At 68.1% G+C, this 24,465-nt stretch carries 26 protein-coding genes and 1 tRNA gene; 19 read left to right on the top strand and 8 right to left on the bottom strand.

Annotated elements, in window-relative coordinates:
• The first annotated feature begins 19 nt into the window (after positions 1-19).
• Both ACZ5QD_RS09660 and ACZ5QD_RS09655 read left to right on the top strand, forming a co-directional pair.
• Entirely contained in the window at positions 20-598 is a 579-nt protein-coding gene (locus ACZ5QD_RS09660) for a TetR/AcrR family transcriptional regulator (RefSeq protein ID WP_006898296.1), read from the top strand.
• Positions 599-617: 19 nt separating this feature from the next.
• Complete coding sequence (locus ACZ5QD_RS09655; protein WP_464366706.1) at positions 618-1,385, top strand: SDR family NAD(P)-dependent oxidoreductase; 768 nt, start codon at positions 618-620, stop codon at positions 1,383-1,385.
• A gap of 33 nt (positions 1,386-1,418) precedes the next feature.
• Here the strand turns inward: ACZ5QD_RS09655 and ACZ5QD_RS09650 are convergent, their stop codons facing one another.
• Together ACZ5QD_RS09650 and ACZ5QD_RS09645 are read right to left on the bottom strand one after the other, a co-directional pair.
• Entirely contained in the window at positions 1,419-1,775 is a 357-nt protein-coding gene (locus ACZ5QD_RS09650; RefSeq protein WP_062367801.1) for a DUF488 domain-containing protein, read from the bottom strand.
• Positions 1,776-1,808: 33 nt separating this feature from the next.
• Positions 1,809-2,468: an alpha/beta hydrolase gene (locus ACZ5QD_RS09645; protein WP_433820825.1), complete on the bottom strand. Its 660-nt coding sequence runs from the start codon at positions 2,466-2,468 to the stop codon at positions 1,809-1,811.
• A 42-nt stretch (positions 2,469-2,510) separates the two neighbouring features.
• Here ACZ5QD_RS09645 and pgm point away from each other — a divergent pair, with 42 nt between their 5' ends.
• From pgm to ACZ5QD_RS09630, 3 genes are all read left to right on the top strand, one after another.
• Positions 2,511-4,151 (top strand): phosphoglucomutase (alpha-D-glucose-1,6-bisphosphate-dependent), encoded by a 1,641-nt coding sequence (gene pgm / locus ACZ5QD_RS09640; protein WP_433820826.1) that lies wholly within the window; start codon positions 2,511-2,513, stop codon positions 4,149-4,151.
• Between the two features lie 30 nt (positions 4,152-4,181).
• Positions 4,182-4,910 (top strand): DsbA family protein, encoded by a 729-nt coding sequence (locus tag ACZ5QD_RS09635; protein WP_045538581.1) that lies wholly within the window; start codon positions 4,182-4,184, stop codon positions 4,908-4,910.
• Between the two features lie 109 nt (positions 4,911-5,019).
• Positions 5,020-5,092, top strand: a tRNA-Ala gene (locus ACZ5QD_RS09630).
• 319 nt (positions 5,093-5,411) lie between these two features.
• Here ACZ5QD_RS09630 and ACZ5QD_RS09625 read toward each other — a convergent pair.
• Positions 5,412-5,876 carry a MarR family winged helix-turn-helix transcriptional regulator gene (locus ACZ5QD_RS09625; RefSeq protein ID WP_433820828.1) on the bottom strand — a complete coding sequence of 155 codons (465 nt, stop codon included), beginning with the start codon at positions 5,874-5,876 and terminating at the stop codon, positions 5,412-5,414.
• Between the two features lie 61 nt (positions 5,877-5,937).
• Here ACZ5QD_RS09625 and ACZ5QD_RS09620 point away from each other — a divergent pair, with 61 nt between their 5' ends.
• From ACZ5QD_RS09620 to ACZ5QD_RS09610, 3 genes are all read left to right on the top strand, one after another.
• Complete coding sequence (locus ACZ5QD_RS09620) at positions 5,938-6,306, top strand: VOC family protein (protein ID WP_006898276.1); 369 nt, start codon at positions 5,938-5,940, stop codon at positions 6,304-6,306.
• A gap of 154 nt (positions 6,307-6,460) precedes the next feature.
• Positions 6,461-7,747 carry a glutaminase gene (locus tag ACZ5QD_RS09615; protein ID WP_433820829.1) on the top strand — a complete coding sequence of 429 codons (1,287 nt, stop codon included), beginning with the start codon at positions 6,461-6,463 and terminating at the stop codon, positions 7,745-7,747.
• Between the two features lie 105 nt (positions 7,748-7,852).
• Complete coding sequence (locus ACZ5QD_RS09610) at positions 7,853-8,701, top strand: 3-hydroxybutyryl-CoA dehydrogenase (protein ID WP_433820830.1); 849 nt, start codon at positions 7,853-7,855, stop codon at positions 8,699-8,701.
• Between the two features lie 98 nt (positions 8,702-8,799).
• Here the strand turns inward: ACZ5QD_RS09610 and ACZ5QD_RS09605 are convergent, their stop codons facing one another.
• Positions 8,800-9,513, bottom strand: coding sequence for a TetR/AcrR family transcriptional regulator (locus tag ACZ5QD_RS09605; protein ID WP_433820832.1), 714 nt, complete (start codon positions 9,511-9,513; stop codon positions 8,800-8,802).
• 90 nt (positions 9,514-9,603) lie between these two features.
• Here ACZ5QD_RS09605 and ACZ5QD_RS09600 point away from each other — a divergent pair, with 90 nt between their 5' ends.
• Both ACZ5QD_RS09600 and ACZ5QD_RS09595 read left to right on the top strand, forming a co-directional pair.
• Positions 9,604-11,073 (top strand): MFS transporter, encoded by a 1,470-nt coding sequence (locus ACZ5QD_RS09600; RefSeq protein WP_045538329.1) that lies wholly within the window; start codon positions 9,604-9,606, stop codon positions 11,071-11,073.
• A 43-nt stretch (positions 11,074-11,116) separates the two neighbouring features.
• Positions 11,117-12,760 carry an ABC-F family ATP-binding cassette domain-containing protein gene (locus ACZ5QD_RS09595; protein WP_045538328.1) on the top strand — a complete coding sequence of 548 codons (1,644 nt, stop codon included), beginning with the start codon at positions 11,117-11,119 and terminating at the stop codon, positions 12,758-12,760.
• A gap of 89 nt (positions 12,761-12,849) precedes the next feature.
• Here ACZ5QD_RS09595 and ACZ5QD_RS09590 read toward each other — a convergent pair whose 3' ends face one another.
• Positions 12,850-13,158 carry a thiamine-binding protein gene (locus ACZ5QD_RS09590; RefSeq protein ID WP_006898265.1) on the bottom strand — a complete coding sequence of 103 codons (309 nt, stop codon included), beginning with the start codon at positions 13,156-13,158 and terminating at the stop codon, positions 12,850-12,852.
• An 85-nt stretch (positions 13,159-13,243) separates the two neighbouring features.
• Here ACZ5QD_RS09590 and ACZ5QD_RS09585 point away from each other — a divergent pair, with 85 nt between their 5' ends.
• The 9 genes from ACZ5QD_RS09585 (at position 13,244) to ACZ5QD_RS09545 (ending at position 21,357) form a co-directional block, all read left to right on the top strand.
• Positions 13,244-13,591, top strand: a complete 348-nt coding sequence (locus tag ACZ5QD_RS09585) for a hypothetical protein (protein ID WP_006898264.1) — start codon at positions 13,244-13,246, stop codon at positions 13,589-13,591.
• A gap of 42 nt (positions 13,592-13,633) precedes the next feature.
• On the top strand, positions 13,634-14,236 hold the full coding sequence (locus ACZ5QD_RS09580; protein ID WP_062367793.1) for a histidine phosphatase family protein: 603 nt from the start codon (positions 13,634-13,636) through the stop codon (positions 14,234-14,236).
• Positions 14,237-14,356: 120 nt separating this feature from the next.
• Positions 14,357-15,913, top strand: coding sequence for an acyl-CoA synthetase (locus ACZ5QD_RS09575; RefSeq protein ID WP_464366705.1), 1,557 nt, complete (start codon positions 14,357-14,359; stop codon positions 15,911-15,913).
• 103 nt (positions 15,914-16,016) lie between these two features.
• A complete protein-coding gene (locus ACZ5QD_RS09570; RefSeq protein ID WP_464366704.1) occupies positions 16,017-17,060 on the top strand; it encodes an NAD(P)/FAD-dependent oxidoreductase in 1,044 nt (347 codons plus the stop codon).
• A complete protein-coding gene (locus ACZ5QD_RS09565) occupies positions 17,057-17,938 on the top strand; it encodes an RNA polymerase sigma-70 factor (RefSeq protein ID WP_062367809.1) in 882 nt (293 codons plus the stop codon). The genes ACZ5QD_RS09570 and ACZ5QD_RS09565 overlap by 4 nt, the downstream gene beginning before the upstream one ends.
• A gap of 102 nt (positions 17,939-18,040) precedes the next feature.
• Positions 18,041-18,784 (top strand): DUF1542 domain-containing protein, encoded by a 744-nt coding sequence (locus ACZ5QD_RS09560; protein WP_464367264.1) that lies wholly within the window; start codon positions 18,041-18,043, stop codon positions 18,782-18,784.
• An 80-nt stretch (positions 18,785-18,864) separates the two neighbouring features.
• Entirely contained in the window at positions 18,865-19,689 is an 825-nt protein-coding gene (locus ACZ5QD_RS09555) for a Cof-type HAD-IIB family hydrolase (protein ID WP_062367789.1), read from the top strand.
• Positions 19,686-20,411: a YoaK family protein gene (locus tag ACZ5QD_RS09550; RefSeq protein ID WP_464366703.1), complete on the top strand. Its 726-nt coding sequence runs from the start codon at positions 19,686-19,688 to the stop codon at positions 20,409-20,411. Before ACZ5QD_RS09555 ends, ACZ5QD_RS09550 begins: the two co-directional genes overlap by 4 nt.
• Positions 20,412-20,421: 10 nt before the next feature.
• Positions 20,422-21,357 (top strand): hypothetical protein, encoded by a 936-nt coding sequence (locus tag ACZ5QD_RS09545; RefSeq protein ID WP_062367808.1) that lies wholly within the window; start codon positions 20,422-20,424, stop codon positions 21,355-21,357.
• A 13-nt stretch (positions 21,358-21,370) separates the two neighbouring features.
• Here ACZ5QD_RS09545 and ACZ5QD_RS09540 read toward each other — a convergent pair whose 3' ends face one another.
• The 3 genes from ACZ5QD_RS09540 to ACZ5QD_RS09530 form a co-directional block, all read right to left on the bottom strand.
• The gene (locus tag ACZ5QD_RS09540; RefSeq protein ID WP_346076151.1) at positions 21,371-22,129 is read right to left on the bottom strand and encodes an amino acid ABC transporter ATP-binding protein; all 759 of its coding nucleotides are present in this window, start codon (positions 22,127-22,129) and stop codon (positions 21,371-21,373) included.
• A gap of 5 nt (positions 22,130-22,134) precedes the next feature.
• Positions 22,135-23,880 carry an ABC transporter substrate-binding protein/permease gene (locus ACZ5QD_RS09535; protein WP_464366702.1) on the bottom strand — a complete coding sequence of 582 codons (1,746 nt, stop codon included), beginning with the start codon at positions 23,878-23,880 and terminating at the stop codon, positions 22,135-22,137.
• Between the two features lie 164 nt (positions 23,881-24,044).
• On the bottom strand, positions 24,045-24,380 hold the full coding sequence (locus tag ACZ5QD_RS09530; RefSeq protein WP_006898253.1) for a histone-like nucleoid-structuring protein Lsr2: 336 nt from the start codon (positions 24,378-24,380) through the stop codon (positions 24,045-24,047).
• Positions 24,381-24,465: the final 85 nt, after the last annotated feature.

The raw sequence follows: 24,465 nt of genomic DNA, 5'->3' as shown, positions 1-24,465 counted from the left end.
CAGAGGCGGGAGATTGACGGTGATCGATCCGGAGGTCGTCCTCGACGCGGCGCGTGAGGTCTTCATCGCGGACGGCGGGATCGAGGTCGGGGAACTGGCTCAGACGGTGGGTGTGAACCGGACCACACTCTACCGTCGATGGGGTGGGCGCGACGGCTTGTTGGCCGAGGTCATCTGGTCGATCACCGAGCCGACGATCGCCGCCGCCGCACGGCGCGCACCTGGTCGCGGAGCGGAGAAGATCGCGAGAACGATGGGGGAGTTCGCCGCCATCGTCAACGGCTCGGTGCATTTCGGAACGTTTCTGCGACGGGAGCCCGAGCGGGCGCTCCGACTGATGACCACGCACGCCGGTGGCGTCCAGCCGCGCATCGTCGGCAAGATCCGCGAACTGGTGCAGGCGGAGATCGATGCGGGGGAGATGTCCTCGCCGCTGCCGATCGACGATCTGGCACTCATCCTCGTCCGCATCACCGAGACGTTCGTCTACACCAATCTCATCACCGGTCGCGAGCCGGACGCGGCGAAGGCGTCGCAGGCCTGTGCCGCCATTCTCGGCGTCGGACTGCTATCCGACGACCCGAACGAAATCACCTGAGAGCAAGGAGATCACAGCCATGTCGACAATCCTCGACACCTTCCGTCTCGACGGCAGGGTCGCCCTCGTGACCGGCGCGTCCAGCGGACTCGGCGTCGGCTTCGCGAAGGCGCTCGCCGACGTCGGCGCCGACGTGGTCCTGGCCGCGCGGCGCGCGGACCGCCTCGCCGACACCGAGGCCGCGATCGAGGGCATGGGACGGCGTGCGCTCGCCGTCACCACCGACGTCTCCGACCCCGAGCAGTGCACCGCCGCGGTCGACGCGGCGATGGCCGAGTTCGGGCGCGTCGATGTGCTCGTCAACAATGCCGGCGTCGGCTGGTCCGCGCCGGCGCTGCGCGAGAAGCCCGAGGACTTCCGCCGGGTGATGGAGATCAACGTCAACGGCTCGTACTGGATGGCCCAGGCGTGTGCCCGGGTGATGCGGCCGGGCAGTTCGATCGTCAACCTCGCGAGCGTGCTGGGACTCACCTCGGTGCTGATGCCGCAGGCCGCGTACTCGGCCAGCAAGTCCGCGGTCATCGGTCTCACCCGCGACCTCGCGCAACAGTGGACTCCCCGCAAGGGCATCCGGGTGAACGCGCTGGCGCCGGGTTACTTCGAGTCGGAGATGACCGGCGAGTTCGCCGCGGGCGTCCTGGACGAGTACGTGGTTCCGCGCACGCTGTTCGGCCGGATCGGGAATCCGGGGGAACTCGACTCCGCCCTGGTCTTCCTCGCGTCGGACGCCAGCAGTTACATCTCGGGTCTCACGCTGCCCGTGGACGGTGGGATGCTGACGAACTGACGGTCCGGCCAGACTCGGCGGGCCAGCGCTCGCTCAGCGGACGCCGTGGTCGGCGAGCGCCGCGACGATCGTCGGGACGTGACTGGTGGACGGGTCCTTGGTGGCCGTCGCGAGCTCCAGGTCGCCGTCGGTTCCGAGGCGCACCAGTTCGGCGAGCGCGTCGGCCTGCGGTCCCGGCTCGTCCAATTCCGCTCGATAGCGTGCGGAGAACGCGTCGTACTCGTCGGGGTGCGCGTGATACCACTTGCGCAGATCGTTCGACGGGGCCACCTCTTTGAGCCAGCGGCCGATGCGAGGGTCGTCCTTGTGCACTCCGCGCGGCCACAGTCGGTCGACGAAGACGCGGTGGTCGTCGGGGGCGTCGTAGACGCGGGCGATGGAGACGGTCACGTGGGTGTCCTTTCGCCGGTGGTGATTCCGACGTTACGCCGTCGTGCCCGCGACCGAGCGACGGTCGGCGGCCAGTGCGTCGGCGACGAACCGCAGGGCGCTGCCCTGCCAGAGCCCGATGTGGTCGAGCATCGGATGGCCGCCGTCGGGCACCGCGAGGTATTCGGCGTCGAGTCCGCGGGCCGCGAGCTCGGCGATGCCTTTCGCGGTGCGCCGGGCCCGCGTGACGGTGTCGGCCTCGCCGTGCACGGCGCGAACCCGTGCGCCGGGGTGGATCTGCCGCCAGTCGGCGAACTGCCACCACGGCGCGAGGGCGAGGATGTCGGTGACCCGCTCGTCGTCGCCCAACTGCGCGGCGATCCGGCCGCCCATCGAATGGCCGATGACGGCGATCGGGACGCCCGGGTAGTCGGCCGCGAGACGGTCGAGAGCGGCCCGGGCGTGGGGCATCGGGCTGGCCTGTCCGCCGTTCCAGCCGTACACCCGGTACTGCGCCTGCCGGACGCGGACCCGCGTGCCGAAGCGCATCTGGATCGAGGCGGTGAACGGGTACATCCGCAGCGCCGAGCCCTGGACTCGGGAGAAGGGCCGGTAGCTGAAATCGGTTCCGCCGGGGAGCACGAGAACGGCCAGCTCCGGATCGCGGGCGGCGGCGCGCACCGGTGTCAACAGCATGTTCGCCAACTGCAGCATTCGCCCAGACTATCCGGAGAAACCGGTGGCAGAATCGACGGCATGGCACACCCGAGAGCAGGAACGCCCGCGACCGCAGACGACCTCATCGACGTGGCAGCCGTCGAACGCGCCTACTACGACATCACCCCCGATCCCGCGAACCCCGACCAGCGAGTGGTCTTCGGCACGTCCGGGCATCGCGGATCGAGTCTGGACGGCGCGTTCAACGAGGCGCACGTGCTGGCGATGACGCAGGCCATCGTCGAACACCGGCGGAAGGCGGGTGTCACGGGGCCGGTGTTCATCGGCTTCGACACGCACGCGCTGTCGATGCCCGCGTGGCGGTCGGCGCTGGAGGTGCTCGTCGGCAACGAGGTCACCGTGTTCACCGCCGACGGTGACGAGTTCACGCCGACGCCCGCGGTGTCGCGCGCCATCCTGCGGTTCAACTCGGAGGAACTCGGGGCGGTGGCCGACGGGATCGTCGTCACGCCGTCGCACAACCCGCCCGCCGACGGCGGATTCAAGTACAACCCGCCCAGCGGCGGACCGGCCGACACCGACATCACCTCGGCGATCGCGGCCCGGGCGAACGAACTGCTGGCGGACGGGCTGTCGGGCGTCCGGCGGGTGCCCTTCGAGCGAGCGCGGCGGTCGGAGCGGGTGATCGACTACCCCTTCCTGGGCGAGTACGTCACGGCGCTCGACGAGGTGGTCGATATGGACGCGATCCGCGCCGCCGACGTCCGGATCGGCGCCGACCCACTCGGCGGGGCATCGGTGGCCTACTGGGGCGAGATCAAGGACTACTACCGTCTCGACTCGATGACCGTGGTGAACCCGAAGACCGACCCGGCGTTCGGTTTCATGACGCTCGACACCGACGGCAAGATCCGGATGGACTGCAGCTCGCCCAATGCGATGGCCTCGCTGATCGCGGCGCGAGAGTCGTACGACATCGCCACCGGCAACGACGCGGACGCCGACCGGCACGGCATCGTCACCGCCGATGCCGGGCTGATGAACCCGAACCACTATCTGGCGGTGGCGATCGACTATCTGTTCACTCACCGTGAGGAATGGAGCGAGGCGGCGGCCGTGGGCAAGACCCTCGTCTCGTCGTCCCTGATCGATCGGGTGGCCGCGGGGCTGGGCCGCACGCTCGTCGAGGTGCCTGTCGGATTCAAGTACTTCGTCGACGGTCTGCTCGATGGCACCATCGCGTTCGGCGGTGAGGAGAGTGCCGGCGCCTCTTTCCTGACGGTGGCCGGCCGCCCGTGGTCGACGGACAAGGACGGCCTCATCATGGATCTGCTCGCCTGCGAGATCCTGGCCGTCACCGGGCGCACTCCGTCACAGCGGTACCGCGAACTGGCCGAGGAGTACGGTGAATCCGCGTATGCGCGCATCGATGCGCCGGCCGATCGAGAGCAGAAGGCGCGGCTGGCGGCGCTGTCGGCCGACCAGGTGCACGCCGACGCCCTGGCCGGCGAGCCGATCACCGCGATCCTCACCGAGGCGCCTGGCAACGGCGCGCCGATCGGGGGACTCAAGGTGACCACGGAGAACTCCTGGTTCGCGGCGCGTCCGTCGGGGACCGAGGACGTGTACAAGATCTACGCGGAGTCGTTCCGCGGCGCCGACCATCTCGCCGAGGTGCAGTCGGAGGCGCAGTCGCTGGTCGATTCGGTGCTCGGCTGATCCTGGACGGGTCCCGCTAAGGTCGACATCGTGACGAACGGTGACAAGCCCCGCGAGAACCCCGACTACCAGCCGCAGTCCGCCGGCCCGTCGTCGTATCTGTTCATCGGGATCGGACTGCTGGTGGTCGCAGCGCTGGTGATCGGCGGCTTCATCTGGATGACGCACAAGACGTATCCGCCGGTCGACGACAAGGTCCTCGCCGAGAACGCCTCGTTCATCGTCGGAAAGAAGACGGCTCCGGAGACCATCGACGTGTTCGAGGACTTCCACTGCGAGCACTGCAAGAAGTTCGAGCAGCAGTCGGGCGCCGCGATCCAGCAGGCCGTCGTCGACGGCAGGATTCGCGTGCGATATCACATGCTGAACTTCCTCGACAAGGATTCCGGGTCGGGCGACTACTCCTCGCGGTCGGCCGGTGCGGTCCTGTGCGTCGCGCGCAACGACGGCCGCGACGTCTTCTGGAAGCTGCACTCGCAGCTGTTCGAGAAGTCGGGAGACGACCTGACGAATCAGCAGATCGCCGACCTCGCCGCCGCCGACGGCGCCGGTGCGGCGACGCGAGACTGCATCGCCTCCGGACGACTGGTCGACGAGGCGCGGGCGATGTCGGACGCGTCGAAGCAACAGCTGAGCAACTCCACCGAGGGGCAGGTCGCCACCCCGACTGTCCTGCTGGCCGGCAAGCAGGTGGAGAACATCATGGACGGCACCGCATGGCTCGACAAGATCATCGCGGGCCAGAAGCCCACCGGGTAGCGTCGGCCGCAAGTGCCGCCGACCAGCCGATTTGGCCGGGTGATGCGCGTGCGGTAACTTAGCTAGCGCACTCGGAGAGGCAAACGATCCGGTGCGCACAAGTGAACACGGGGCTATGGCGCAGCTGGTAGCGCACCACACTGGCAGTGTGGGGGTCAGGGGTTCGAGTCCCCTTAGCTCCACAGAGTAGAACCCGCTCGGACCCCGGTCCGAGCGGGTTCTGCATTCTGCGATCCTTCGCTCTCCGCAGTGCTCAGAATGGCCAGTCCTGGAACCTGACACTCGAGCGCGGAGAACGCTCGGCCGTTGTGGGATCTCAACCGACAAGCGCCGTGATCGATACCGTCGCTCGTCGGGTCCCGCTCAGCGAGGTCGAGACGGCATGGACGGATACCGGCGAGACTCGGCGGATTGTCATCGTCCCGTAGCGGCTTGTCCGACGCTGGTGCCGGCCGGCAGTGGCCGCCGAGCGAGACGAGCATCCCAATGCGGCCTCCGGCGTCAGGGGTCAGTCCCGCCTGCGGCGTCGTGTAGGGACTGGGTCATCTTCTGTAGCGCACGAAAGACGGCGGCTCGTTCGGCCTCATCGAGGCCTATGAGCATTCGGTTCTCCACTGCGCGGATTGCTGAGGATGCAGTCTGCAGTCTGCGTCGTCCGCGGGTGGTGAGGCGTGTGGGCAGGGCTCTGCCGGTAGGTGCGGCGCTGGCTCTGGTGACGTATCCGTCACGTTCGAGTGTCTGAAGGAGGACGTTCATTGCTTGTCGTGTCACGAACGCGCCGCGAGCGAGTTCGGAGTTGGACAGGCCGGGTCGTTGTCCGAGTAGTTCCAAGCAGGAGTAGTAGGTGACGTTCATGCCGAGTGGGCGCAGAACTTCCTCCATCGCGGCCCGCAGGGCGCTGGAGGCCTCTTTCAACGCATAGCCGACGGAGGTCTCCAGATCGATCCCTACACCCTCTTGACTCATGTCAATATAATGACATACCGTGTTGAGTGTCAGAAAATTGACATACATTGAAGGAGTGGCTGTGCCTGTCACTGGACCCGATTTCGTCTCGCTGCAGACCCGTGACCTCGACGCCTCCCGGGCGTTTTACGAGAAGTACTTAGGCCTGGTCCGCTCGCCGGCCGGCCCTCCGCATGCGGTGGTGTTCGAGACGACGCCGATCGCGTTCGCGTTACGTGACCTCGTTGCCGGTACCGACCTCGACGCGGTACCGCAGCCGGGAATCGGCGCGGCGATCTGGCTGCATGCCACTGGCGTCCAGGAGATCCACGACTCGTTGGTCGCCGACGGACACACAATCGTGTCCGAGCCGATCGATGGTCCGTTCGGCCGGACATTCACCTTCGCGGACCCTGATGGCTATCACATCACTTTGCACGATCGTGCCTGAACCGCGGCGCCTGATCTCTGGTGCGATCGGGCGCTAGGTGCTGGATGGGCTCGTGGCAGGCGGGTCCGGGACTTTGGTGGTCGAGTCGGCCCGCCGAGGCCTGCCGTTACGCCGTGCGGCGGCGCTGACCGCCGCGTCGACGTACGCTGCGCATGTGCGCTCTCCGATTCCCGACTATCTCGCCGAAGCTCTCGGTTCGGTCGAGTTCGACCAGTCCGGCGCCACCGCCGACTACATCCCCGAACTGGCCGACGCCGACCCCGACCGGCTGGCCGTGTCGTTCTGCACCGAGGACGGCCGCCGCTACTCGCAGGGCGACGCCGCCGTCGAGTTCAGCATTCAGTCCATCTCCAAACCGTTCGTGTACGCGCTCGCCCTGGCCGATCGGGGATTCGACGAGATCCTCGCGAAAGTGGGAGTGGAGCCTACCGGCGACGCCTTCAACGAACTCTCGCTCGAACCCGGCACCGGCCGCCCGCTGAACCCGATGATCAACGCCGGCGCCATCACCGTGCACACCCTCGTCGGACCGCCGGGCGCGACGCCGGAAGCGCGCAACGAGCGGATCGTGGACGGGCTCAGTGCCTTCGCCGGGCGTCGCCTGCGTGTGGACCAGCGGGTGTACGAGTCGGAGATCTCATGCGCCTACCGCAACCGGGCGCTGGCGAACATGTTGCGCGCCAACGAGATCATCGATGAGGGGCCGCTGGTGGCCGTCGCCGGATACACGCGGCAGTGTTCGTTGTTGGTCACCGTCGAGGATCTCGCGATGATGGCGGCGACGCTGGCCAACAGGGGCGTCAATCCGGTGACGGGTGCGCCGGTGGTGCCGGCCGCGGTGGTGCGCCAGACGTTGAGCGTCATGGCCACGTGCGGAATGTACGACGGCGCAGGCGACTGGATGACCCGCGTCGGGATCCCGGCGAAGAGCGGCGTCTCGGGCGGACTGATCGGCGCACTTCCCGGTCAGGCCGGCATCGCGACCTTCTCTCCGTGGCTCGACCGGCACGGCAACAGCGTGCGCGGCGTCGATCTGTTCCGGCGCTTCACATCCGATATGGGAATGCACCTGATGGAGGTGCCGCCCGCGGGCCCGTCGGTGGTGCGCAGTCGCCGCGAGTTCGGTCACGGACCGTCGGGTGTCGAGGTGGTGTCGCTGCAGGGGGAGATCCGTTTCGCCGGCGCCGAACGCATCGTCCGGGAGTTGGCGGACGCGCCGCCGACGCGCAAGCGGGTCGCGATCAACCTCATGCGGGTCAGTTCGGTCGGCGATGTGGGACGCCGCATGATCCTGGAGGCGGTCCGCCGACTGACTCTCGACGGCCACGACGTCTACCTGATCGATCCCGACCGCGTGTTGCCCGATCCCGACCCCGGCGAGGGTGGCCGGGTGACCGTGGTGAGCGGCCGCGACGACATCCGGCGCCTGATGAGCAAGTGAGGCCGATCCGGACCCCTGCTCGTCCCGTCGCGGCAGGCAACTACGCTGTGCGTCGACAGTATTGTTCCGGCCGTCGTCGCGGCGGCCCTGCGGTTTGGAGTACTTGTGAATCTCATCGGCGTTATCGGCGGCGGAACCATGGGAGCTGGCATCGCTGAGGTGTGCGCGAAGGCCGGCAGCGACGTGCTGGTGCTCGAGACGAAGCAGGAGTTCGCCGATGCGGCGGCGGAGCGCATCGCGAAGTCGATCGGGCGCGGTGTCGCCAAGGGCAAGATCTCGCAGGAGGACGCCGACGCGGCCATCGCACGCGTGAAGGTGACCCTCGACGTCGACGAGTTCGCCGACCGCGAACTGGTCATCGAAGCGGCACCCGAGGTCGAGTCGATCAAGCACGACATCTTCGCCAAGCTCGACGCCGTGGTGAAGCCGGAGGCCGTCCTCGCCACCAACACCTCGTCGATCCCGATCATCAAGATCGCCGCCGCCACCAGCCGTCCCGAGCGCGTCGTCGGCGTCCACTTCTTCAACCCGGTCCCGGTGATGCCGCTGGTGGAGATCATCTCCGCGCTCACCACCGCGCCGGAGACCGCCGCCGCGGTCACCGACTACGCCAAGAACGTGCTCGGCAAGACCACCGTGCAGGCCGGCGACCGCTCGGGCTTCATCGTCAACGCGCTGCTGATCCCGTACCTGTGCCAGGCGATCCGGATGTACGACTCGGGCTACGCCAGCGCCGAGGACATCGACGCCGCGATGAAGGGCGGCTGCGGTTACCCGATGGGCCCGTTGACCCTCTGCGACACCGTCGGCCTCGACATCTGCCTGGCCGCCGCCGAGTCGCTGTACGCGGAGTTCGCCGAGCCGCACTTCGCGCCGCCGGCACTGCTGCGCCGCATGGTCGACGCGGGCCGTCTCGGCCGCAAGAGTGGCCGCGGCTTCTACGACTACAGCTAGCCGATACCCGCACGGAACCCCTCGGCCGGAATCCCGGCCGAGGGGTTTCGTCGTATCCGGGCAGCTTTGGCGCCCGACAGTCTCTGCGCCAGGCCGTCTCAGCGACCGTCCGCCTGCAACCGGAGTCCGGACAGCAGCAGGTCGAGGCCGGCGCGGAACTGCTCGGCGTCGTCGTGCACGGCGAACTCGTCGACGGTGTAGTGGATGAACGGATACTGATCGGGGTCGAGGGATCGCCACTGGTCGGCGAAGTGCTCGATGTACTCCGAGCGGCTCATCGTGCCGTCGAGCACGGCCGCAGGCGGCTGCTGTCCGAGGTCGGTGGCCGTTCCGATGACGAATCCGAGAACGGCCGAGACACCGTGGAAGGTCTCTCGCGGACTGAGGCCCAGCCGCATCACATGACGGCCGAGCCGCTCGTACATCTGCAGTCCGTTGGGCTGGGTGCCGGTGTCGCGCATCAGGTATCCACCCAGCCAGGGCCGGTCGACCACGGTGTCGAACAGCGCGACTGCCACCGCCCGGAGGTCGGCGATCGGATCGTCGGTGTCGTCGAAGTCATTGGTCCGGATGAGCACCTCGCCGAGCACGTGGTCGGCGGCCCGGTCGAGCAGTTCCTCCTTGCTCGAGACGTACCAGTAGATGCTTGCGACGCCGCCGCCCAGGCGTGCCGCGAGCGCGCGGAAGGTCAGCGCGGACTCGCCCGACTCGTCGAGCAGCGCGACGGCCTCTCCGATCACCGTGTCCATCGAATGGGAAGCGCGGCGGCGACCTGCTCGTCGCTGCGGGCGGTCGTGCTCGGGAACAGTCATGAATCCTCCTCCCTTGCACCCTATCGAACGCCGTTCTATTGTATCGAACAAGGTTCGATAACCGAACATCGTTCGATAAGGAGGTGTCTCATGACTGACGTCGCCGAGACCTCGCGCTCCGGGACCGCACGATCCCGGACCTACACATCCGTCCGTGCCGCCTGGATGCCGATGGCCGCCCTGTGCCTGGCGTTCTTCGTCGAGATGGTCGACAACACGTTGCTCTCGATCGCACTGCCGACCACCGGGCGTGATCTGGGCAGCGGCACCACCGCACTCCAATGGGTCACGGGCGCCTATTCGCTGACCTTCGGGGGTCTGCTGCTGACCGCCGGATCGATGGCCGACAAACTGGGGCGACGACGGGTTCTGCTCGTCGGGCTCGCCGCCTTCGGCGTGATCAGCCTCGGCGTTCTCGCCGTCTCCTCGACGGGCGAACTGATCGCCCTTCGCGCGCTGCTCGGCGTCGCCGCTGCCGCGATGGCCCCGATCACCAACTCGCTGGTCTTCCGCCTCTTCGACGACGCGGCGCTCCGCATGCGCGCGATGACGCTGATGATCGTCGTCGGCATGAGCGGCTTCATCCTCGGTCCGGTGCTGGGCGGAACGGCGCTGGCACACGTCGGCTGGGAATGGCTTCTCCTGGTCAACGCCCCGATCGCGCTGATCGCGTGGATCGGTGTCCGGCTCGGGGTCCCCGCCGACGATCCGCAGGATCTCACCGGAGATCGTCTCGATCTGCCGGGCGCGGCCCTGAGCATTCTCGCGATCGGTCTCGGGTGCTACACCCTCACCGCGGGTGTGGAGCACGGCTGGACGTCCGGCCCGGTATGGGCGTCGGCGGTCGGGGCGGCGGTCGCCCTCGGCGCCTTCGTGTGGCATGAGCGCCGCACCCCCGAACCGATGCTCGACCTCGGCGTCTTCGCCGACGGCACCGTGCGGGGAGCGGCGATCGCGCAGGTGGGTACGTCGATCGCGATGGCCGGTGTGATGTTCGGCCTGATTCTGCACTTCCAGTACGCGTACGGGTGGAGTCCGATGCGGGCGGGACTGGCGAACCTGCCCCTCATCATCACGATGATTCTCGCGACCCCGCTCTCGGAGTACCTGGCGAAGAGATTCGGTCATCGGATCGCGTGTGTGATCGGCGCCGGATTCCTCGCGGGCTCGCTCGCCGGACTCGCGTGGGCCGTCGACCACGGTTACCCGGCGATCGCCGTCTTCATGGTGACGCTGACGATCGGTCTGCGGACGGTGATGACGATCTGCGCGGTGGCGCTGGTCGGAGCGATGCCGAGCAACCGGACGTCGATCGGCACCGCGCTCAACGACAGCGCGCAGGAGATCGGCACCAGCGTGGGCACCGCGGTGATCGGCACGATGATCGCCGCGCTGGTCACGACCAGTCTGCCGCCGGGCGTGTGGGGCAGCGACCTCGTCGCGTCGTTCTTCCGCGGCGAGCGCATCGCATTCGCGGTGCTCGCGGTGGTGGTCGGGGTGGTCTCCGTGTGGGGCGCGTTGGCGTTGAACGATTCGCGAGCCACCGACGAGCACCCGTGAGCCGCCCCGTCGAGCGCGCGCCCGCGGATGCGACGATGGACCGATGACCGCAACGCTCGTCGCCAAGGACGTCTCCGGTGGGTACGCCCATCGGGTGCTGTTCGATCATCTCGACCTCACGGTGGCGCCCGGCGATGTGGTCGGGGTGGTCGGCGCCAACGGTGCCGGGAAGACGACGCTGCTCCGCATCCTCGCCGGTGATCTCGCACCGCTGGAGGGAACGGTGGTGCGGGCGCCGTCGGACGCCTTCGTGGGCTGGTTGCCTCAGGAGCATGAGCGGGCGCCGGGCGAGACGGTGGGCCAATACGTGGCCCGACGGACCGGTTGCGCGGCGGCGACGGCCGCGATGGACGCGGCCGCGGCGGCGCTGGCCGACGGGACCGGGGACGAGGCTTACTCCGCGTCGCTGGATCATTGGCTCGCGACCGGAGCCGCGGATCTCGACGAACGCCTGCCCGCGGTGCTCGCCGAGCTGGGATTCGACACGACCGCCGGCGCACCCGAGTCGGCGCTGATGACCGGTCTCTCCGGAGGTCAGGCCGCGCGCGTGGGCTTGGCGGCGTTGCTGTGCTCCCGCTTCGACATCGTCCTTCTCGACGAGCCCACCAACGATCTCGACCTCGACGGACTGGCCCGGCTGGAAGAGGTCGTCGCTGGCATGCGCGGCGGCGTGGTCCTTGTGAGCCACGACCGGGAGTTCCTGTCGAGGAGTGTGACCCGCGTCCTGGAACTCGACCTGGCACAGCACACGAACACCGTCTTCGGCGGTGGATACGAGAGCTACCTGGAGGAGCGGGAAGTGGCGCGCCGGCACCGACGCGAGGCCTACGAGGAATACGCCGAGAAGAAGGCCGACCTCGTGGCACGGGCTCGGACGCAGCGGGAGTGGTCGAGCCAGGGCGTGCGGAACGCGATGCGCAAGAATCCCGACAACGACAAGGTGCGTCGCAAGGCGGCCACTGATTCGAGTGAGAAGCAGGCGCAGAAGGTACGGCAGATGGAGAGCCGGATCGCGCGCCTCGAAGAGGTCGTCGAGCCGCGCAAGGAGTGGGTTCTCGAGTACTCCATCGGAGCGGCGCCGCGGTCGAGTTCGGTGGTGTCCACTCTCAACGACGCCGTCGTCCGGCAGGGCGAGTTCGTCTTGGGGCCGGTGTCACTGCAGGTGAACGCCGGTGAGCGCATCGGCATCACCGGTCCCAACGGTGCGGGGAAATCGACGCTGCTGGGGTTGATCCTGGGGCGCATCGAGCCGGACTCCGGCACCGCCGCCTTGGGCGCGAATGTCGCCATCGGTGAGGTCGACCAAGCGCGTGCGCAGTTCTCCGGACCGGAGCTGCTCGCGGACCGCTTCGAGGAACTGGTCCCGGAGTCCACGACCGAGGAGGTGCGGACGCTGCTGGCGAAGTTCGGACTGCGCGCCGATCACGTGGGGCGTCCGACCGCCGACCTCTCGCCCGGCGAGCGCACCCGGGCGGCGCTCGCGTTGCTGCAGGTCCGCGGCGTCAACGTGCTGGTGCTCGACGAGCCGACCAACCACCTCGATCTGGCCGCGATCGAGCAACTCGAATCAGCGCTCGACAGCTACGACGGCGCGCTGCTGGTCGTGACCCACGACCGCCGGATGCTGGAGAACGTCCACGTCGACCGCCGTTGGGACGTCCAGGACGGTCGCGTCCGCGAACTCTGACGGACGTGCTGCGGAGATCAGTCGAGAGAGCCTCGCCCGAGGGCGATCTTCCCTCGACGGCCCGCGACACGCATGATCTCAGCAGTGGCTCAGGGCTCCGCGCGCAGACGCTGCTCGATCCTCTCCACCTTCTCGGTGAGCTGACCGGAGAATCCTTCGCGCATGTCCGCTTTCAGCACCAGACTCACGCGCGGACTGTGCGCGGCCACGGCCTCGCAGGCCGCTTTGATGACGGCCATGCACTCGTCCCAGTCTCCTTCGACGGTGGTGAACATCGAGGTCGTCTCGTTGGGAAGGCCGGAGGCGCGTACCACCCGGACCGCCTCCGCGACGGCCGCGCTGACCGATCCGTCGGGGTCGTCACTGGTTCCGGGAGCGATCGAGAAAGCGAAGAGCATGGCCTCAGGCTACGCGCCCGCCCGGGCTCGGAGCGCCCGTCGAATACCACTGTCCACGGCGGGGGAGTCGTGGACAATCGGGAGCATGAGCTACACGTTGGCGTTCTGGTCGGGAGGCGATTCCGCGGACTGCGGCGAGACCTACAACAGGTTGAACAGCGGTGAGAGGGTCGCGGGCGTCCGCCCCGTCGACGCCGCGGCCGTCGAGAGCGCCATCGGAGACCTCGACCGTTGGTCTCGCAATCAGAACATGCTCTACCCGCCGGGAGGGACCGCCGCGGACGGACCGGCCTTCGACGTCTTCATGGACGATCAACTCGTGGTCTTCACCGGCTACGGCGTCGAACCGCACGACATCAACGTGGTGATCGACGTGATGCGCTCGCTCGGCTTCCGGCTGTACGACCCGCAGACCCTGGAGCGGTTCGAGTAGCTCGGGACGCGTCCGGCCGACGCGATCGGTACGGTACGAGCGGTGAACACCTGCACCCGTCACCCCCGCATCCTGTTGATCCGCCACGGGGAGACCGAGTGGTCACGGACGGGCAGGCACACCGGGCGCACCGATATCGGATTGACGCAGACGGGAGAGGTGCAGGCGAGCGCGCTGGCGGGCATCGCTCAGCGTCTCGGGTTGGAGGATCCGTACGTCGTCTCCTCGCCGCGCCGACGTGCCCGGCGCACGGCGGAACTGGCCGAGTTGGCGCCCGACGAGGTCGGCGAGGACTTCGCGGAATGGGATTACGGCGACTATGAGGGGATCACGCGGTCGCAGATCCGCGCGGAATACGAGCCGGACTGGTCGATCTGGACGCATGGAGCGCCCGGAGGTGAGTCGGTCCAGGAGATGACGCAGCGCGTCGATCGGGTAGTGCGGTACGTCGAGGCCGAACTGGTCCGCCGTGACGTGGTGGTTGTTTCGCACGGGCACTTCTCCCGGTCGTTCATCTGTCGCTATCTCGGCTGGCCGATCGTCTACGGCGCGGCCGTCGACCTGCGCCCGGCGGGATCGGCACTGCTCGCGGATGTGGAGGGCGAACGACGCATCGAGTTGCTCACGGGCCCGGCCGGCGCGTGACTCGGGCGACCCGCACCGACGGCACAAAAACAAGCGCTTGTGACTTTTTCTTCGTGAGGTTACGGTGATCCACATCACGCACCACCGCGGCGGCGCCGCGCGAATCGATGGGATCGTCACATGGACAACGGCATCGGCAACTGGCCCACCCTGCACCGGGTGCGGCATCCACACCGCGTCGCACTGATCGACGCGACGACCGGCGCCGAGTACACCTTCGAACAACTGGATCTCCGGACCAACGCTCTGGCCGACGCCTTGCGCTCGCGCGGCATCGGCCGAGGAGACCGGGTCGCCCTCCTCACTCTCAACAGCACCCACATGCTCGAGGTGGTCCTCGCCGTCGCCAAACTCGGTGCGGTGGCCGTACCGATCAACTGGCGCCTGCAGGCCCCCGAAGTGCAGTACATCCTCAACGACTCCGGTGCCCGCCTCCTGTTCGTCTCACCCCAGACTGCGGCTCTGGCCCGTGCCGCGGCCGAGGGAACCGAGGTGTCCGGCATCGTCGAGATCCCGTCGGGCGAGCAGCGTGCCGCCGGCGAGCCCTCGGAGTACGAGGCACTCATCGCCGAGGGCAGCGACGAGCGGGTGCCGGTCGACGTCGCCGCCGACGACCTGTCGATGCTCATGTACACCTCGGGGACCACCGGCTTTCCGAAGGGAGCGATGCTCACCCACGCCAATCACCACTGGAACGGCATCAACAACCTCACCGCCGGCGACGGCGTCGGACCGCGCGATGTCAACATCGCCTCGGCGCCCCTGTTCCACATCGGTGCGCTGGGTGTCATCACACTGCCGTTGCTCTACATCGGGGGAACCACCGTGGTGCTGGAGACCTTCACTCCCGACGCGTGGCTCGACGCGGTCGCGAAGCATCGGGTCAGCGTGGCGTTCGCGGTGCCCGCGATGTGGGCCGCGATCGATGCCTCGCCGGCTGTCGAGACCGCGGATCTGAGCTCACTGCGGTTCGGCATCTCCGGTGGTGCGCCGTGCCCGGTGGTGCTGATCGAGAGTCTCACGCGGCACGGCGTTCGGCTCTGCGAGGGTTTCGGGCTCACCGAGACCTCTCCGAACGTCTGCGTTCTGGAGGTCGACGAGGCCGTCGCGTACGCGGGATCGGTCGGCAAGCCGGTGCTCCATGTGGAGATGAAGGTGGCCGACGGTGAGGGAGACGAGGTGCCGCCGGGCGTGATCGGCGAGCTTCTGGTTCGCGGTCCCAACGTCTTCGTCGGCTATTGGAACAAGCCCGAGGCCACGGCCGAGGCGCTGCAGGACGGCTGGTTCCACACCGGCGATCTCGCCACCTGCGACGAGGCGGGGTACTACCGGATCGTCGACCGGAAGAAGGACATGATCGTCACCGGCGGAGAGAACGTCTACGCCTCGGAGGTGGAGCAGACGATGTACCGGCATCCGGCCGTCGCGGAGGTCGCGGTGATCGGCCTGCCCGACGAGAAATGGGGCGAGTCGGTGACCGCGGTGGTCGCCGCCAAACCGGGGTCGGAGGTTTCCGAAGCGGAGCTGATCGCCTGGACCCGCGAGCGGATCGCCCACTTCAAGAGCCCGCGGGCGGTGCACTTCGTCGACGTGCTGCCGCGCACAGCCACCGGAAAGGTGCTCAAGCGTAAACTGCGTCTGCGCTGGAGCGGCGACGAATCCGCGGTGCGGCGGTGACCGGAGACGCCGATCTCCACGATCACTGGCGGAGCGTGTCACGGGTGGCGGCCCCGCGGTGTCCCATGGGTGTCTGATCGAGAACAACACCTGGGAGGTCGTCATGAAGATCGTGATCGTGGGAGCGGGGTACGCGGGGACGATGGCCGCGAACCGGTTGGCGCGACGGGCGCGCGGCGCTGAGATCGTCGTCGTCAATCCGCGCCCGGAGTTCGTGGAACGCATCCGACTGCACCAGGTGGTCGCGGGCAGCGGGACCGCGGCCCGCCCGTTGGCCGAGATGCTCGACGATTCGGTGACGACTCGGATCGCGGCGGTGACGAAGATCGCGGACGGTTCGGTGGCCCTGAGTGACGGCGGCGCGCTGGAGTTCGACCGTCTCGTCTATGCGGTCGGCGGTGCACCGAGCGCTCCGGAGGGAGCCGTGGACGTCGGCGCGCCCGAGTCGGCTGCCGTAGCCGCCGAACGACTCCGCTCCCTGCCGGACGGAGCCTCGGTGGACGTCGTCGGAGGTGGGTTGACGGGGGTGGAGACCGCGACGGAGATCGCAGCTCGGCGCCGCGACGTGCGGATCCGGCTCTTCAGCGATGCGCCGATCGCCCGATCGCTGGGCGCGAAGGCCCGAGCGCAGGTCGCCGAGGTGCTCGCCGGGCACGGCGTCGAGGTGGTCCGACAGCGGTGGTCGGGCGGACGGGACGCGGCGCTGACGGTGTGGGCCAACGCGAGCCGGGTGGGCGAACTGGCTCTCCAGAGCGGGCTGGAGGTGAACGACGCCGGCCGTGTGATGGTGGACGATCATCTGCGCAGTGTGAGCGATCCGCGGGTGATCGCGGTCGGCGACGGAGCGGCGGTTCCGGGATCGCGCATGAGTTGCCAGGCGGCGATTCCGCAGGGGGCGTACGCCGCGGATCTGATCGCAGCCGACTTCACGGGCCGGTCGCACAAGCCCTATTCCGTCGCGTTCGTGGCGCAGTGCGTGTCGCTGGGCCGCTCCGACGGCGTGGTCCAGAGGGTGCACCGCGACGACAGTCCGGCGAGCCTCTGGCTACGCGGGCGCACGGCCGCGGCGATCAAGGAGCAGGTGTGCCGCAGCACCGTGCACACCGTCCGCGCCGGACGGTACTCGTGGAAGCCGGGCGCGGCATGAGCGCCGCCGAGCCACCCGGAGTCGCGGAGTTCACCCAGCACCGTCCCCTGCTGTTCTCGATCGCTTACGAGATCCTCGGGTCCGTCGCCGACGCGGAGGACGTACTGTCCGAGAGCTGGCTGCGCTGGCAGGAAGGCGACCGGTCGGAGGTCGAGAACCCGCGCGCGTACCTGGCGCGGATCGTGACCCGACAGGCGCTGAACGCCGCGCGGGCGTCGTCGCGACGACGCGAGACATACGTCGGTCCGTGGCTGCCGGAACCGCTCGAGTCGACTGCCGAGGACTCCGGACTCGACCACGTCCTGTCCGGGGAAGCCGTCACGACCGCGATGCTCCTCGTCCTCGAGTCGCTCACTCCCGACGAGCGCGCGGTCTTCGTGTTGCGCGAGGTCTTCGACTTCGGGTACGCCGAGATCGCCGACGCGATCGGAAAGTCACAGCCCGCGGTCCGGCAGATAGCGCATCGCGCACGAAACCACGTCCGTGCCCGACGCCCCGCCGCGGTCGCCGACCCCGAGGATGCGCGGGCGGTCGCCGAGCGGTTTCTGACCGCGGCCGCCACCGGCGATCTCCAGGAACTCATGGACACGCTCTCTCCCGGTGTGGTGTACATGGGCGACGGTGGCGGCGTCGTGGCGGCGGCGCGCCGGCCGATCGAGGGTGCGGCCCGGGTGGCGCGGATGGCGGCCGGACTCTTCGCCAAGGCACCGACCCTGGGTGAGGTGGGGATGCGGATGACGGTCGTGAACGGCATGCCGTCGTTGGTGGTGACGATCGACGGGGATCTCGACAGCGTGGTCTCGGTCGAAGTGACGGGAGAGAAGGTGACGGCGGTGTACGCGGTGCGGAATCCGGTCAAACTCGACGGGCTCCGCTGACTCGCATCGTCGCCGCCCGCCCGCACGATCCGTACGCTGGAGAGGGTGTTAGAGATCCTCTTCATCCTCGTCATCGCGCTGATCGCCGTCGGAGTGTTTTCGATGATGCGCAACCGCACCGTCACCGCCCAATCCGGACGAGTCTCTCTCGACGACGCCAAGGCCGATGCGCGGCAGGCGATCGAACGACTCGGCGGCCAGGTGTACTCGCTCGACCCGGGCGACGACCCGGCTGCCAAGCAGGCACTCGCCGACGCGGGCGAGCGGTTCACCGCGGCCGGCTCGCAGATCGAGCAGGCGTCCAGTCCCGCTCAGGCCGGACTCGCCAAACAGACCGCTGTGGAAGGCCTGTACTACATCCGAGCGGCCCGCACCGCGCTGAAACTCGATCCGGGTCCCCCGATCCCCGAACTCGAGGGTCAGCGCGCGGCCGGATCGGTGACCGAGGAGCGGTCGGTGGAGTTCGACGGCCGCACCGTCGAGGCGTCGCCGCAGCCGTCCAGCCAGACGCCCAACTACTATCCGGGCGGTCGCGTGGCGGGACGCCCGGTGCCCGCGGGCTGGTACTCCGAGCCGTGGTGGCGTCCGGCGCTCATCGGCGGTGCGTGGGGCGTGGGATCGGCGCTGCTGTTCAGCTCCTTGTTCTCCGGAATGGCGGGTGTCCCGCACGGGGTCGCCGACGCCGATATGGCCGGCGGCGACTACTCCGACGGCGGCGGCGACAGCGGGGACAGCGGCGGGGACAGTGGCGGCGATTACGGGGACGGCGGCGGCGACTTCGGCGACGGCTTCGGTGGTTTCGACGGCGGGGACTTCGGTGATTTCGGGGGCGGCGACTTCTTCTGACCGGCAGCTGATCGCCGGTCGGCGCCCCGCGTCGGGCCGCTGGTGCCTGAGGGCGGTGCCGTCGGCATTACCATCGAGACATGCTTGATGGGCTTCGGTCAGCGGACATCCGGATGGTCGTCGCCGACATGGACGGAACGCTGCTCGACGACGCCGGCCGGGTTCCCGACGCCTTCTGGCCTATCCTCGACGAGTTGACCGCGCGCGGTATCGCGTTCGTCCCGGCGAGCGGTCGGCAGTACTACACCCTCGAGGAGATCTTCGCCCCGCACCGCGGCACGCTCTCGTACGTCGCCGAGAACGGCAGCATGGTGATGCACGACGGCAGGCTGTTGACGTCGTCGACCATCGATCCCGCGCTGGTCGCCACGGTCATCGACACCGTCCGCGAGGCCGATCGGCACGGGCGTGACCTCCGACTGCTCGTGCACCGGACCGACGGAGCCTTCATCGAGTCCGACGACGCCGAGTTCGTCGTTCACGCTCGCCGGTACTGCGTCCGGCTGGAGCATGTGGTCGATCAGTCCCAGATCGACGGCGATGTGGTCAAGCTCGCGATCTACGACTTCGCCGACGCCGAGTCGAGCGCCGCGGAACTGTTCGCTCCACTGGTCGGCGACCACAAGCTCGCGGTGTCGGGGAGCCACTGGATCGACATCACCGCACCGGGGACGCACAAGGCCACCGGTGTCCGGGAACTGCAGGCTCTTCTCGGTGTGGGCCCCGAGCACACGGTCGTCTTCGGCGACTACCTGAACGATCTCGAGATGCTCGACGCCGCACGGTGGTCGTTCGCGATGGCCAATTCGCACCCCGACGTGCTCGAACGTGCGCGGTTCCGGGCTCCCAGCAACGTCGACGCAGGCGTGGTCACTGTGCTCCGACAGATGCTGGCCGGACGGTGAGGTCCGCGCATCGGCGGGAGATCGCGCTCGCGGTGACGCTCTCCGGAATCGCCGGTTACCTCGACGCGGTCGGCTTCTTGGAACTCAAGGGATCGTTCGTGTCGTTCATGAGCGGCAACACCACCGAACTCGCCACGCAACTCGGCACCGGTCGCCTCGGCGGTGCGGGCACCGTGGCATCGATCCTCGCCATGTTCTTCTGCGGTGCCGTGATCGGTGCGATCGCCGCGCGGTTCTGGGACGGCCGGACCACCGTTCTCCTCACCACCACCGTTCTGCTGGCGACGAGCGCCCTGGCCTGCGTGTTCGTGGCTCCGTCGTCCGCCTTCGCGATCGGACTGCCCGCGGCGATGGGTGCGATGAACTCCACCTTCCTGAGGAAGGGTGAGGTGAGCATCGGCCTGACCTACATGACGGGGACGCTCGTGAAGGCCGGACAACAACTCGTCGAGGCGTTCACCGGCGGTCCCCGCATGCTGTGGCTCCGGAACCTGTCCCTGTGGTTCGCGCTCGCCGTCGGCGGAATGATCGGAGCGGCCACCCATAATCTGACCGGGCCGACCTCGGCCGTGTGGATCTCCGTCGCGGCGATGCTCGTCGTCACGGCTGCGACCGTCGCGGTGCGGCGACGGACCGGGAGGTTCGGAGTGCCGAGTGCCGGGCGCGCGGCGCGCGAGACCCACGTCGTGCACGATCCGCCGAGCCCGGACGAGGTTTCGTAGCATGAGTGGCATGTCATCGGACGCCGCAGACCTCGCCGCGAGACTTCTCGACGCTCACGTCGATTACGAGCGCCGCCGGCTCACCGACTCCGTGGCGTTCGCGGCGCTGGTGGAGGAGGAGATCACGGCGTTCCTCGACGCCGCAGACCAGTTGCCGCTCGAAGAGGCCGTCTCCCGCGATCTGGTCAAGGCCGTCGCACGCAAGTACGCGATCGCATTCCCGGTCGACGGCGCCATCCCCGGTCTCGTCGGCACCGTCGCCTCACGGATCTACGATTACTCGACTGGCGACGACACCCGGCTCGGTGACGTCCTCGAGAGGCGCCGTTACGAGGAACTGGCGGCCGGCGTCGCCGAGTTGGGTCTGTCGCGGCGGATGCTCAAGCGCGTCCTCGACAGTCCGGCGACCGAGGATGCGTGCGTGGAGGCGATCCAACGGGCGGTCGACTCCTCCCGGATGCCCGGCCCGGTGGCGGCCGTCGTCGATTCGATGGTCGAGCGAATCGCGAGGCGCTGCGCCCGCACGGTGCTCGCAGCCAACCGCGCCGAAGCCGATCATCTCGTGCTCGACGCCGCTCGCGAGGTATGGCTGGCCGGCGCCGATCAGAGCGTCGGTGATGTGCGCGACGTGCTGAGCAGTTCGGATGTCGAAGACGCAGTGGTGCTGGTCTTCGAGTTCTGGCGCACGTTCCGCGAGACGCCGTTCTTCCGAGCGATTCTCGACGAGGGCGTCGACGAGGTCTTCGACACGTACGGCACCACCTCGCTGTCGGATCTGCTCGACGAGTTGGGCGTGGGGCGCGACGACCTGGTGGAGGAGGCGATGCGGTTCGGTCCGCCCGTCATCGCACGGATCGACGCCGACGGGTTCGTCGAGGCGGCTCTGCGCCGCCGGTTGAGCCCGTTCTACACCTCTGCGGAGTTCGCAGCGCTGGTCGGTCGCTGAGGCAGCGCCCGCGTCAGAGGATCTGCGACAGGAACGTCTTCAGGCGGTCGCTGCGCGCATCGGTGAAGATCTGTTCCGGTGCCCCGGTCTCCACCACCATTCCCTCGTCCATGAACACGACGTGGTCGGAGACGTCGCGGGCATAGCCCATCTCGTGCGTCACCACGATCATCGTCATGCCCTGTTCGGACAGATCGGTCATCAACGCGAGCACACCCTTGACCAGCTCCGGGTCCAAGGCGCTGGTGGCCTCGTCGAAGAACATGATCTGCGGATGCATGGCCAGCGCACGGGCGATGGCCACGCGCTGCTGCTGTCCGCCCGAGAGGGTCGAGGGCCGCGCGTCGGCCTTGTGCGCCAATCCCACCGACTCGAGTTGGGCGATGGCGAGCGCCCGCGCCTCGTCCTTGCCGAGGCCGAGCAGTTTGCGCGGACCGAGTTCCACATTCTGCGCCACGGTGCGGTGCGGGAACAGATTGAACTGCTGGAACACCATGCCGATCCGGCGGCGCAGTTGATCCGGGTCGTCCTTCAGGACGCTGCGGCCGTCGATCAAGATGTCGCCCTGTTGCGGCTCGTGGAGCCGGTTGAGAACGCGCAGGAGCGTGGACTTGCCCGATCCGGACGGACCGATGACCGTGGTGGTGGTACCGGCCTCCACATGGATGTCCACGCCGCGCAGGACGTGGTTGTCGCCGAAGCTCAGGTGCAGGTCCTGCCCGGTGAGGGAGACCGCGGCACCGCGATCGACGAGGGGATGCGAGTTCGCCACGATGCTCACGCCTTTCCAGTGCGCAGACGGTTGTCGATGTAGTTGACGAGGTGGGTCAGCGGCACCGTCATCACGAGATACAGCAGGCCTGCGGCCAGCAGCGGGGTGAGATTGCCGCTGTTGGCGTTGAAGTCCTTGCCCACGGCGAACAGTTCCCGCTGCATCAGCGTCAGACCCAGGAAGTAGATCAGCGACGAGTCCTTGATGAGCACGATGAACTGGTTGACCAGAGCCGGAAGGACGCGTCGGACGCCCTGGGGGATCACTACCAGTCGCATGGATCGGCGGTAGGAGAAGCCGAGCGCCCGCGCGGCCTCCATCTGACCCGATTCCACGCTCTGGATGCCGGATCGGAAGATCTCGCCGATATAGGCGGCGGCGAGCAGGGCGAGGGCCACCGAGCCGAGCCAGAAGGGATTGCCGCCGGTCAGGTTCTTCACCACCGGCCCGAATCCCAGGCCGACCATCAGAATGACGACGACGGCGGGCAGGCCGCGGAAGATATCGGTGTAGACGCGGGCCGGCCAACGCAGCCACCGGCTGCGCGACATCCCGGCCATCGCCAGGAGCATGCCGCCGACGGTGCCCAGGATTCCCGACGTGATCGCGATCTGCAGGGTGTTCGGCAGACCGGTCTTGATCAGTTCGGGCAGTGCCTTGGTGAACTGTTCACCGCTGAAGAAGGTCTCGCGCAGTTGCTGCCACGTGCTCTTCGGCGCGGCGTCGGCGGCGTCGGTTTTCGGCTTGCCCTCATTCGCCTTCGCGATCGCTTCGAAGTCGGGCAGCACCGGCTTCGGCGCGGCCTTGGAGCCCGGCTTCCAGCCGTCCGGAAGCGGTCGCGGCGCCCAATCGCTGTACAGGCGAGCCCAGGTGCCGTCCGCGATGATCGCGTCGAGCCCGCTGTTCAGCGCGTCGACGAGCGGTTGATTGCCCTTGGCGACGGCCCACGCGGTGAAGTTGTTGATGCTGAAGGTGTTCTCCAGGATCTTCATTCCGTCGGCGGCCTGAACGGTGCCCTCGGCCTGCTGGCTCGGGGCCACCCATGCGTCGATCTGACCGGATTTCAGGTTTGCGTATGCGGTCGCATAGTCCGGGAACTTCACCGCGCTCAGCTTGAGGGTGTTCGTGACGTAGTCGTCCTGAACCGTGCCCTGAACGACGCCGATCCGGGTGCTCGGGTTGAGATCGCCGAAGCTCTGCACCCGGCCGTTCGCCGGGCCGGCCAGAGCGAAGTAGCCGAAGTCGTAACCATTGGTGAAGTCGACGGTCTGGCGACGTTCGTCAGTGGTGGTGATCGACGACGATCCCACGTCGTACCGGTGCCCGGCGACCTGGGCGAGCAGGCCGGAGAACTCCGTGCCGATGAATTCCACTTTGAGACCGAGCTTGGCGGCGATCGCCTTGAGCATCTCGTTGTCCATGCCCGTGTACTGCTGCTGCGAATTCACACAGATACTGGGCGGCGCATCCGACAGCGTGCCGACCACCAGGGTTCCGGGCTCGATGAGGCCGAGCCTGGAGGTGTCGATCTCGTCGAGCGGCCGAGTCGACTCGGTGGTGAACCGGTCGGGGGCCGCAGCGGCGCTGGCGAGATTCGTCGGTGCGGCGGAGGCGCTCTCCACGCCGGGAGGTGAGCAGAGTCCGGAATCGTCGCTGGACGCCGAACTGGAGCAGGATGCCAGCAGCGCCACCAGCAGAGCGACGGCCAGCAGCGGCAGCCAGCGCCGGCGGGCTGCGGAAAGCAGAGTCATGATTGGACAGGGTAATCCGGCGCGCTGCTGATTCCGCAATTAAAACCACGGGGTGAGAAAACTCGGCCGCGGTGTAACGGACGGATCGGACGCCGATCGCAAAACGCCCCGGACCGGTCAGTGAGACCTGGTCCGGGGCGCTGTGGCCGACGCGTCGGCGAGTGTCAGTTCGCTGCTTCGTACGCCGCGATGATGTCTGCCGGAATGCGGCCGCGATCACTGACCGTGTAACCGTTGTCGGACGCCCACTGGCGGATCACGCGGGTGTTGGTGCGGCCACGTGCGGCGGTCGGCGCGGCGCGGCGAGCGGCGGCGCGACCGCCGGTGACACGAGATGCGGCGATGTACGTGGCGACGTGGTTGCGGAACTCTTCGGCATGCTCGGGGGAGGTGTCGAACTCGTAGTTCTTACCGTCCAGACTCCAGTGGACGGTTTCGTACTCGTCGAGTTCTGCGCCGTCGATATCGTCGACGATCTGGATCACGGTCTTCTTGGCCATCTGTGGTCCTCCGGTTGATTCGAGCCCGCCGCGCATGTCCTCACCCGAGTGCGCCGCGGCGTTTATCTGCGCTCAGCGTACACGT

This window comes from Gordonia sp. J1A (assembly GCF_055393515.1).
The sequence above is the reverse complement of the archived record's forward strand: the minus strand, read 5'-3'. Positions and strand labels throughout refer to the sequence as shown.